Source organism: Protofrankia sp. Cj3, assembly GCF_917627355.1.
Lineage (GTDB): Bacteria > Actinomycetota > Actinomycetes > Frankiales > Frankiaceae > Protofrankia.
The window spans coordinates 38,865-49,361 of record NZ_CAKJTR010000012.1; the positions used below are offsets into that span (position 1 = coordinate 38,865).

Sequence of the window (10,497 nt, forward strand, 5' to 3'; positions counted from 1 at the left end):
AGAGTAGCGTACTTGGGTCGATGGAGTGCTACCCGGGGGCGGCGCGTTGCCGGGCGTCGTAGATCGTTCAGGAACCTGCGTGGTTCTGCTCAACCGTCACCGGCACTCGTGGACGGGCAGGTACGCCAACCGCGACTACTCCCGCTGGGAGGCTGCGGATCACCGCGGCCCCGGCTCCGACTGTCGTACCGGTTCCGATCGTCAGCCCCTGGATCACCATCGCGCCGGTTCCGATCGTCACGTCATCCTCGAGCGTTACGGTGCCGCTGACATGGGCACCTGGAGACAGCGTGACGTAGTCTCCGAGCCGGCAGTCATGCGCGACGGTAGCCGCGATGTTCAGATGGACGTGCCGACCGGTCCGTACGTTCGTGGTGATGCTGGCCAGCGCACACACGACATTGCCTGAACCGAGCAGCACGTCTCGTCCGATGACAGCCCGAGGGTGCACGAGAGTGGCCGCTTGGCGCCCCCAAGCGGTTGCCATCGAGTCGACGGCCCGGCGGATGGCGGGAGCACCGATACCCACCACATACTCCGCGTCGATCTCCGCGAGGAGACGCACCGGGCCCAGATGGCGCACTTCGCGCCGGAACAACTGGTTTAGATCAGGCTGGCCGTCGTCGACCACTCCGAGCAGCTCGTAGGTCGGCCGGACCGCGTTGACGGCTTCGACGACATCCATCAGTTCCCGGCCGTGCCCACCCGCGCCGACCACGACCAGCGCTGTTGGACCGTGACTCACGCGCCCTCCTTACTCTTCGGTAGCCGTGTAAACGCAATCAGTAGTGTTACTCTGCGTGCATTATGAGTGTCGCCGATACCTCTGCCGGGTCCTCTCGCACGCCAGCGGCGAACCTATCGGGTTCCCTCCCTGTGTCCGAACCGACACCCGCACCGATGATTCAGCCAACATCCACGGTGATAGTGAACCGATGTGCGCGCTGTGACCGCCGTAGCCGGCGGGTGAAACGGGCGCTGGACGCGGCTGGGGCGATCGTCGCTCTTGTCGGCTCCGCGCCCTTGCTGGTGGCTGTGGCCGCGGCGATCCGTCTTGAAGATGGTGGCCCAGTACTCTTCCGCCAAGAACGGATCGGCGAGGGCGACCGCCCGTTCACGATGTTGAAATTCCGGACAATGGTCGTGGACGCGGAGAATCAGGGCCTTGGTCTTGTTACCTACTGCGAAGACGACCGTATTACCGGGGTTGGCCGTCTGCTGCGCACGACCAGCATCGACGAGTTGCCGCAGTTGATCAACGTGCTGCGCAACGAGATGAGCCTGGTTGGACCGCGTCCGACGGTAAGTAGCCAGGTGGACCGGTACACACCTTTTCAACGGCGTCGTCTCGAAGTACCGCCTGGCATTACTGGCTGGGCGCAGGTGAATGGCCGGAACGAAATCCCCTGGACGCGCCGAATCGAACTTGATGTCTGGTATACGGATAATCGATCAACAATATTGGATTTGCGAATTATTGCGCGTACATTGATCACCCTGATTCGACGCGACGGTACTTACGGTGCCGGCGGCCTGAACGCTGACCTCGAATCCGAAAGCGACAAGAAAAATATTCCCGCGCAACGAACCGCTGCTGCCATCGCGGATACCCCGCTGAATCATCACTGACGCGAATCTTCACCTCAGCGCACGGACAGGTATGTAACCTCGATCGAACTCACAGGAGTTTCCATGCGGAGCATCACCACGGCCCAGCTCGCCGTCGACGGGGGAATACCCGTCCGCCGGGCAGCTTTCCCCGGCTGGCCGCGGTTCGCCAAACAGGAGATCGCCGTGGTCGGGGAGGTGCTGCGGAGCGGGTTGGTCAACTACTGGACCGGATCTCACGGGCAGGCCTTCGAACGTGAGTACGCCGCCGCGGTCGGCGTCGCACACGGCGTAGCTGTCGCGAACGGCACGCTCGCGCTCGAGCTGGCCCTGCGTGCCATCGGCATTGGCCCGGGCGACGAGGTGCTGGTGCCAAGCCGGACGTTCGTGGCGTCGGCTACCTGCGTCATCGCGGTCGGCGCACGGCCGGTCTTCGTCGATGTCGACCGGGATTCCGGCAACCTCACCGCCGGCACAGTTCTGCCGGCGCTCGGGCCGCGGACCCGTGCGGTCATCGCCGTGCATCTGGGAGGCTGGCCGGTCGACATGGATCCGCTGCTCAGCTTGGCACGGCTTCACGGCATTGCCGTGGTTGAGGACTGCGCCCAGGCACACGGCGCCGTCTACGCGGGAAGGCCTGTCGGCGGCCTTGGCGACGTCGCGGCCTGGTCCTTCTGCCAGGACAAGATCCTCACTACCGCCGGTGAGGGTGGGATGGTCACCACCGATAACCCGGAAATCTGGCAGGCTGTCTGGGCGTACAAGGATCATGGTAAGGACCCCGATATCCTCGCGGCCCCGCACCACGGATCTGGCTTTCGTTGGGTCCACACGTCCTTCGGCAGCAATGCCAGGATGCATGAGCTTGCCGCGGCTGTGGGCCGAGTCGTCCTGCGCGATCTGCCGGCGTGGGCTGAACGCCGGCGGGAGAACGCTGCGGCACTGGCGAAGCGGCTTTCGGAACTGCCGTCGCTGCGGGTACCCACACCCGACGGGGAAATCCTCGAAGCGTCCTATTATCGGCTGTACGCTTATCTTGATCCACAACGGCTACGCGATGGTTGGAGCCGTGACCGAGTGGTCGAGGCGGTTCGTGCCGAAGGCGTTCCGTGCGCGGTCGGGAGCTGCGGTGAGGTCTACCTGGAGCAGGCATTCGGGCTGGACCTCCGCCCGCCGGTCCGCCTACCTGTGGCCCGCGAACTGGGCGAGACGTCACTGGCCTTCCTCGTCCACCCGACCATCGACCTGACCGACATGGCGGACGTCGCCGACGCGGTCGAAAAAGTTCTCACCGCCGCCGCAGCTTGACCAGCATGCATCGTTGGGAAAAGGAATCGCGGCCAGGGACTCCGCCACACCAGCTGCCGGTGGAACTCGAGAGGGTATGAGGTTCGTGATTTCGGTAGGTACGCTCCTTCCTGCTGACGGCGGGAGATGTGGCCGGACGTAGAAGAGCAACCAGCGGCCCGCGGCGCGCAGGATCTGCTTTGGTGTCCTGGCCAACCTCGCCGCGCTCAGCCTGGATCATCTGATCCGCGTCACGAAGACCGCGCTCACACACGTCCAGTACCGTCCCGATCTGCTCCGGGGTTTCCTGACTGAGAGCAGCCTCGAACTCGAGCCACCGTAGCCTGCCGCTTCACGAGCGCAACATCAGTAACAGTCCCATGAAGATCTCCGCCACTTGTCGACGGTGTGTTTGATGAGACGTTGCGGCGGATTCGCGCTGAAGGCAGTGTCAGAGCGTGTTTCTAAACTCTCATGAGGATGATGTTCGAGCGAGCCGCCGGGACATCACCATGATCATAGCAATGTAGACCATGGCCTCATGATGGGCGGGGAGCCGTTCATAATCACGCACACAGCGCCGATATCTCATGATCCAACCGAAGGTACGCTCCACCACCCAGCGGCGCGGCAACACGACGAACCCCTTGACATCACCACGCTTGACGATCGTTACCGCTAGTTTCAGCGTCGCAGCCGCCCAGGCGACCAGCCGGCCGGCGTAGCCGCCGTCCGCCCAGGCCAAGGCGACCATGGAGAACCGCTCCCGTAACTGGGCCAGCAGCGGGCACGCACCGTCACGGTCCTGCGCCGACGCCGCGGTGACCACCACGGCCAGCAGCAACCCCAGGGTATCCACCGCGATATGCCGCTTCCTCCCGTTCACCTTCTTCCCACCGTCATACCCCCGGCTCCCGCCGTCCACGGTGTCGGCGGCCTTCACCGACTGGGAGTCGATGATGGCCGCGGTCGGGGACGCCGACCGCCCGGCAGCCACCCGCACCCGGTCACGCAGCATGTCGTGGATGGCCCGCCAGGCACCGGCCCGGGCCCACCGGGTGAAGATCCCATAGACAGTCCGCCAGGGTGGGAACTCCGCGGGTAGCTGACGCCAGGCCAGGCCACCCCGCGCCAGGTAGAAGATGGCGTCCAGGACACGCCGCCGGTCGTGTTTCTCCGGCCGGCCGCCTTTGCCACAGCGGTTACCCGGGGCGGGCAGCAGCGGTTCGAGGATCTTCCACTGCGCGTCGGTGACCGTGGAGGACGGGTATACCCCGTAGCGTGGCGGCACGCAGGCCGGCGGGGACTGGTGGTGGGCAGGGCAGGACAGGCATGTGCAGGCAGGCGACAATAACATCCGGGCTCTTGGTGGGGTGGTTGGACTAGACACCCGCGCTCTACCAGGAGTTCGTTGCCGTGTGGGGGTGCCACGCCGTGTCTCCCTGCACGTGTACGCCAGGGTGCACACACCGCTACAACATCATCAGCGGGCTGGAGTTTTGAAACACGCTCTCAGTGCTCCTGCTCGCCGGAAGGCGCACCGCACTGTCCGCCCAGCCCCCTTCGGTCCTCGTCGGTGACGTTCACCGTGACCGGTGTCGTCGGATCCTGACACTCTCACCTCATGGTCTGTTGGTAGTCGATTGACTGCTCCTAGTAGTGTTACTGTGTGTGCACCATGATGCTTACTTACATCTCGGCCGCTTCAGGGGCCCTCCTTGTTTTGGTAGCCAAGATCCTGAGTGGCATCCATGCGCCGGAATCTGAACCAGCTCCGTCGGTTCGTCCAGCGCCTCATGCCACGGGGCCTGAGCGCTCACGCCGCGTATCGCCGGGACCGCAGGTTGAGACGCAGGGTACACGTCATCGGAGTTCTTGCCGGTTCCATCAAATCTGGAAGGTCACCGTCCCGCCGACGGAACATTTCGCCAGGAAAGCTGGTAACTAGAAATGAATCAAGCGGATGAGGTTCGTGAACTGTACATCGGTCTACTCAAGGAGGCGGTAACATTCGGGCTTTGGGATGCGGCGGATGGTAATTTGTGGAATCCCCATCGTATATCTTATCGAATAATTGAACGGATTTTGGAGAGGTGGCATCTCAAGATATTTCAGATACCGCCGTCCGATTGGCGTGAAGACGGTCGCGGGTGGCCTCGGTTCGCACACACGATGATCGGGTCGAAAAGGATTGACAACCTGGACGAGTGCATGCGCACTGTTCTCCGGGAGGAGATACCGGGTGACTTCATCGAGACTGGTGTATGGCGAGGTGGTGCTTGTATATTTATGCGTGGCCTGCTTCGCGCATACGGTGTTTCGGATCGCACCGTATGGGTAGCGGACTCGTTTCAGGGGCTGCCACCACCGGATGAGAAGAAATATCCGGCAGACGCGGGAGACCAACTCCATACGATGTCCGAACTTGCCGTATCCATTCAAGAGGTACAGGAGAACTTCCGACGCTACGGACTGCTTGACGACCGAGTTAGATTTTTGCGAGGTTGGTTCAAGGACACGCTTCCATCGGCGCCCATCGAGCAGTTGGCGATCATTCGACTGGATGGTGACATGTACTCCAGCACCATGGACGGATTGCAGTCTCTCTATCCCCGGCTATCATGCGGTGGATTCGTTATTGTTGATGACTACGGTGCGATGGAGAGCTGCCGACGGGCGGTCGAGGACTTTCGGGATGCGCGCGGAATCGATGCGCCCCTAGTGAAGATTGACCGGGATGGAGTGTACTGGCGGAACGGCCTGCCCGCAGGCTCGTAGCCTTACGTCAGTAGCTTGTCGCCGTCCGGCAATAAGGATTTTTAATGAAATAACAAATGCATCCTCGGGATGCGTCTTCGCAGGTCACGAGCCTGCAGAAGGTTCAGAATGAACAGGTTATTTCATTCCGGCTACTAACCGGTATCAGGTCGGGATATTTACAGATGATTTCAAGCCTCTCGGTAATCCGATCGGGAGACGGGCTGACGTTTGGCAATTCGGGTGTGGGTTCGCCCGGAGCCTGACGGTTATTTAGGTCCACGCATCGTGATGGCAGGGCTGCAGCAAGGTAACAATCTGCATTGATTGAACTACACGGTTCGCCGGTCAGGCCTCGGTGGGGACCTCGCAAATAATCATGAAACGCCGTAACGGCAGGAGGTTTGCCACCCTGCCGGCTCAGCGAGGCCGACCGATGTCAACTACGTTGAGCTATTTCGTCTAACCAAGAGTGATCTCGCCGCAGCCCTATCGTGATGGTTCCACCCTCCTGCCCTGAACATCGTTGCCTCATGGAGCCTTTGGCACACCACCTCGGTGCCCTACCGTCGTCATACCGCCAATAGGTACTAAAGGGAATCTAGGCTACTGGACTTTAGCACGTGCCCTGACCTGCTATATTGCGATTGCCTTCGGTCCAGTAACCCCATTTCGGATTAGTAAAGGGAGAAATCAGTGGGTGTGCTGAAGGTGAGGCGTTTGTCGCCCGGCCTCGAAAACATGATCCTATATACAGGCAGCCAGAAGAGTGATGGGTGAATACTGGCACAGGTATTCACTTACATGACGACACCAGTTGGTTTCGCGTCCTTGAATCATCCTGGCGAAAGCGAGGACACCGATGGCAGCCTCGGAGATTTCGTTGTCGGCAACCAACACGTCGATTTCGGTGGAGAGTGGCTATCGGACACGATCCCCCGACCCGTCGCGGAAACGGAGCGACTGTGCCCCTGACGTCCACGCAGCGGCAGCCTGGGGGATTGGATACACGTCTACGCTTCCGGCTCGGTATCAGTAGATATGGAAAAATCCTGAGAACGAGTGCTTGGCGTGTGCTTTTCGGTATGAGCTCTGTGGTGCTTCTAGGGAAAATTTTCGGATTTCTTCGAGACATCGTCATGGCAGATCGTTTTGGAACCACATTGCCGGTTGCCTCCTTCTTCCTTGTCGTGGGACTACAGGCAACGATCGTGATCGTTGCGGCGGATGCCACTATGATCGCCGCGACAACAGCCGTCTGTCACCATCGGGCGGTAGCGCCACGCTACGTGTTGAACGGATTCTTGCTCGCGGTCGTCGTGGCTGTCACCCAGTATGTCACGGCGAGGCCATTGGGCCGTCTACTAGTAGGCGCCGCGCAGAGCGACTGGACGGAAGTAGTCACCGCTCTCCGCTGGACCGCGCCCGGATCTGGCGCGCTAATTTTTCTAGGTGCCATAGGCGGCGTTCTCAATGCGACCGGACGTCTATTGAAGGCTGCTTGGCTCACCGTTCTCTGGTCGGTTCTTGCGTTTATTTTCCTCGCCGTGTTCTCGACTCCCCGAGCAGCGATCTACCTGGGGTGGTCCGTAGCTCTGGTACTCGCGTGCCTGGTGGGAGTTTTCCTTATTCGATCCGATCTACAAAATTCACCAGCCAGGGTTCGAGCAGGACATTGGAAACCTTTCCTACTGATTGCCGTGGCTGGATTCCTCAATCAGGCCTCATTTGTCATCGAACGGCGCGCGGGAGCGGCAATCGGCGAGGCTGCGATAGCCGGAATAGGGTACGCTTACAAACTGGTCACAGTTCCTCACGGCATCCTGATAGGCGGGATTTCCTTGTGGGCGTTGCCAAAATTTATCGGATGGGAACGGGATTCTGATTCTGATGCATCGGCCCATCTGAAGATCATAATTTTTATGACTATGTCGGCACTGGCTCTTGTTGGAGTTCTTTTGGCAGTTGGTGCACCGGTCCTGGTTTCGATCGCACTTACACATGGTGCATTCGGAGAACGAGAGGCAGGAATCGTCGTGTCCGCTGCGCGTGGCTATGCGATCGGCCTGCCCGCGATGGCCGGATACGTAGTCGCGGTGCGGGCGGCTCAGGCAAGGAGATTGTATGGCCTCGTGATAATGGGAAGTATGAGCGGGGTGGCGATCAATGAGATCATGATTCATCCGTTGGCCGCTTCGTTGGGAGTTTTTGGCGTAACGCTGGCCACATCCTTCGGCAACTGGGCTGTTTGTCTGATTTTGATCATCTGCCTGTTCCCATCATCGGGTAGAAGGAACAGATCATCTCACCGGAGAACTTATTTTTCGAGTATGCCTCGGCGCCGCCAAATAAGCGGATGGCCCGCTGAGCCGGCCCCGTGAGTGGGTCCGACCGTTCTTAACGGACGGGCGCATCCCAGATTATCGGGACTCGGGACGGAAGTCCGATCACTAGGAGAAATTATATGATCGTAGAAGCTTGTATCGTGACGTTCGGGAGTTCGGCGGTCGTCGGCGACGCCATTGAGAGCTTGCGGCATCTGCCTGCGGGATCCCGTGTGGCGGTACATGACAACTGTCCTGATGACGGAAGCTTGGCGGTCGCCAGACAGAGTGCGAACCTTGTCGGTCTTGAACTGCGGGCAGAGGAATGTAAAGAGAATTGTGGCTTCGCCTCGGCCTGTAACTCGCTTGCCCGCTCCTCCACCGCCGATCTACTTTTATTTCTGAATCCGGACGCATGGTTGTTGAACTGGCCAGATGATCTAACGGAGATAGAGAACACAATCGCCGCTCCAACACTTCTTGGGCGCTCTGGAGAATTGCTGCGGAACTACGGGGACGGACGCAGAACACTTCCGCGGGAGGCCGCAGAACGATGGCTGCGAATCAAGCCACGGCCGCCGGACAACGTTGGGTATGTGGGTGGAGCAGTTCTTCTAATTCCCAGAGAGATGTTCTTGCACATGGGAGGTTTCGACTCAAGATTTTTTATGTATTATGAGGATATTGATCTTTGTTTGCGGGCGAACTCTCATGGCTATTCAGTACGTCTGCGACCCGATTGGCTGGCCCAGCATGCTGAGGCACACGCAGCTAAACGAGATCCTGTGGTCTCGCTGGTGCGGAGCTACGAGTCCGGGCGCCGGTACTACGCAAAGAGCGGACAATCGGTCCATGCGTATGATGCGCTATGCCTCATAGACGGTGTTGCGCGAACCCTACTCGGAATTACCGGTCTATACGTACGTTACGGTCCACAACATTATAAGAAGCTCGTTCGTCATATTTGCAAGAGAATCGGTAGACCGCTACAGCAGTCAATGAGGTGATTCCGTCGATGAAAGAGGTAGGGCTATTCGTAAAGTTGATTGGCATGGGATGTTTCATGTATGTTCTTCTGAGGCCGGTATCGAATAACGATATTCTGATCCCCGTATTAGCTTCAATGGGGATGGTCGCGGCTGTAGCATGTTGGCTTGAAAGACGTCGAATTCATCCAGCTTTATATCATATTTTGTTTTTGCAGGCAACTTTTGGCGTTTTTGGATGTTTTATGGGGGCAATAAACAATACTCCTGGAATTGCCTTCGGATACCTGGTTTACTTTGTAGCGCCGATACTGTTCTGGACCTTCGTCCGCGTGCACGACGTGCGGCTTCTAAAACTGACATTTCTAACTCTCGCAATTGCCACAGCGACGCTCTCGACGGTCATAGTTGGTTATGTTGGAGGCCAGAAAGGTGTCATCCCGTCGTTTATTCCAGAGTGGATTATCAGCGGTTCCGACGCTCGGATCGGATTCAATGATGGCGGGATCGAGATCCGTTTTCTTGGGTTGTCCACGCTGACTGCTGCTGCACCGGTTTGGTTGGCTTCTCTTTTTCTTCCGCCAAATTCGATCATGCCGCCCATGTGGCTCCGAATTTACGCCGCGGCAGCGTCACTGGTCGCGACGCTTGTCGGCGGTCGTCAGGCCATTATTATCAATATTGCTCTTACTCCGCTAATCCTCTGGGTGTGCAGTCGGCTATTGGGCAGGCCCTATAGTAGAGGTCGGCATCGCCCAGCATACGCGCTAATTTCGGCGGCGGCTGTTATTATGGTTGCTTACCTGGGAATTAATCACGGTCTATTCAGGTCGGCCGCTTTTACAGCGGCTTTCCGAGATGCACGAAATATCGTGGTGGGGGAGTCGGGGGATACGGTAGCGTCATCGTCCACTGTTACCATTAGAGTCGAGGAACAGCGACAGTTGCTTGATGCGTGGGCATCTTCACCTCTTGTCGGTCACGGTTTCGGTGCGGAGATCAACGGTTACTCACGTAATGACTCCCGTCCATGGAACTTCGAGTTGCAGTACTTGATGTTGTTGTTCCAGACGGGCCTCGTCGGTGCTTTACTGTTGTCAGCCATCGCTGTGTCCTCTGTGATCGTTATGCGTCGTGCCATTCGTGTTGCGAACAGCCCTGCGATGGTTGATATGGCTGTCGTCTCCACAGTCGGTGCGGTAGCGATGCTCTTGGCGGACATCTCGAACCCGTATCTACAGGCGCCAGGGCATATGTGGGCAATTTATCTGCCTTTTGCCGTCGTGAATATCATGCTGTTTTCCGGCGCTAGTCCGGATGAAGTACCGCACGCTAGCCGCTCCGCCTCGCCGGTGACAGTGAGATGATCTTAGGGCGATCGGCAATGGGGAACGCGGCGTCGCGGGATTGAGGCCCGCACCTCGCGTTATCGCTCCCCATCCATTGCTGCGCGATCCACGGGTGCCCCGGCTAACCCCAATGCCGGGAAGTTAGCCTGGAGTATTCAGCTAGTTCCTGGTTGATCTAGACCCCGG

8 protein-coding genes are annotated in these 10,497 nt (G+C 59.0%); 6 read left to right on the forward strand and 2 right to left on the reverse strand.

Features of this window, described 5'->3' with window-relative positions; translation table 11 throughout:
* Window positions 1–67: 67 nt before the first annotated feature.
* Complete coding sequence (locus MJ783_RS03040) at window positions 68–745, reverse strand: acetyltransferase (protein ID WP_239308374.1); 678 nt, start codon at window positions 743–745, stop codon at window positions 68–70.
* 221 nt (window positions 746–966) lie between these two features.
* Between MJ783_RS03040 and MJ783_RS03045 the strand changes: the two genes are divergently transcribed.
* Together MJ783_RS03045 and MJ783_RS03050 are read left to right on the forward strand one after the other, a co-directional pair.
* Window positions 967–1,629, forward strand: a complete 663-nt coding sequence (locus MJ783_RS03045) for a sugar transferase (RefSeq protein ID WP_239308375.1) — start codon at window positions 967–969, stop codon at window positions 1,627–1,629.
* 63 nt (window positions 1,630–1,692) lie between these two features.
* Entirely contained in the window at window positions 1,693–2,916 is a 1,224-nt protein-coding gene (locus MJ783_RS03050; RefSeq protein WP_239308376.1) for a DegT/DnrJ/EryC1/StrS aminotransferase family protein, read from the forward strand.
* A 451-nt stretch (window positions 2,917–3,367) separates the two neighbouring features.
* Here MJ783_RS03050 and MJ783_RS03055 read toward each other — a convergent pair whose 3' ends face one another.
* Window positions 3,368–4,186 carry an IS5 family transposase gene (locus MJ783_RS03055; protein ID WP_239308377.1) on the reverse strand — a complete coding sequence of 273 codons (819 nt, stop codon included), beginning with the start codon at window positions 4,184–4,186 and terminating at the stop codon, window positions 3,368–3,370.
* Between the two features lie 659 nt (window positions 4,187–4,845).
* On the opposite strand from MJ783_RS03055, the gene MJ783_RS03060 reads away from it, so the two are divergent.
* From MJ783_RS03060 to MJ783_RS03070, 4 genes are all read left to right on the forward strand, one after another.
* Window positions 4,846–5,673 (forward strand): TylF/MycF family methyltransferase, encoded by an 828-nt coding sequence (locus MJ783_RS03060; protein WP_239308378.1) that lies wholly within the window; start codon window positions 4,846–4,848, stop codon window positions 5,671–5,673.
* Window positions 5,674–6,737: 1,064 nt separating this feature from the next.
* Complete coding sequence (locus MJ783_RS03065) at window positions 6,738–8,033, forward strand: lipid II flippase MurJ (RefSeq protein WP_239308379.1); 1,296 nt, start codon at window positions 6,738–6,740, stop codon at window positions 8,031–8,033.
* 83 nt (window positions 8,034–8,116) lie between these two features.
* On the forward strand, window positions 8,117–8,983 hold the full coding sequence (locus MJ783_RS23515) for a glycosyltransferase (protein ID WP_370651420.1): 867 nt from the start codon (window positions 8,117–8,119) through the stop codon (window positions 8,981–8,983).
* A gap of 56 nt (window positions 8,984–9,039) precedes the next feature.
* Window positions 9,040–10,329, forward strand: coding sequence for an O-antigen ligase (locus MJ783_RS03070; protein ID WP_239308380.1), 1,290 nt, complete (start codon window positions 9,040–9,042; stop codon window positions 10,327–10,329).
* Window positions 10,330–10,497: the final 168 nt, after the last annotated feature.

Bases quoted from the DNA above. Each gene is read 5' to 3' on its own strand.
- MJ783_RS03050 (WP_239308376.1), top strand. From the start codon at position 1,693: ATGCGGAGCATCACCACGGCCCAGCTCGCCGTCGACGGGGGAATACCC.
- MJ783_RS03060 (WP_239308378.1), top strand. From the start codon at position 4,846: ATGAATCAAGCGGATGAGGTTCGTGAACTGTACATCGGTCTACTCAAG.
- MJ783_RS03065 (WP_239308379.1), top strand. From the start codon at position 6,738: ATGAGCTCTGTGGTGCTTCTAGGGAAAATTTTCGGATTTCTTCGAGAC.
- MJ783_RS23515 (WP_370651420.1), top strand. From the start codon at position 8,117: ATGATCGTAGAAGCTTGTATCGTGACGTTCGGGAGTTCGGCGGTCGTC.
- MJ783_RS03070 (WP_239308380.1), top strand. From the start codon at position 9,040: ATGTATGTTCTTCTGAGGCCGGTATCGAATAACGATATTCTGATCCCC.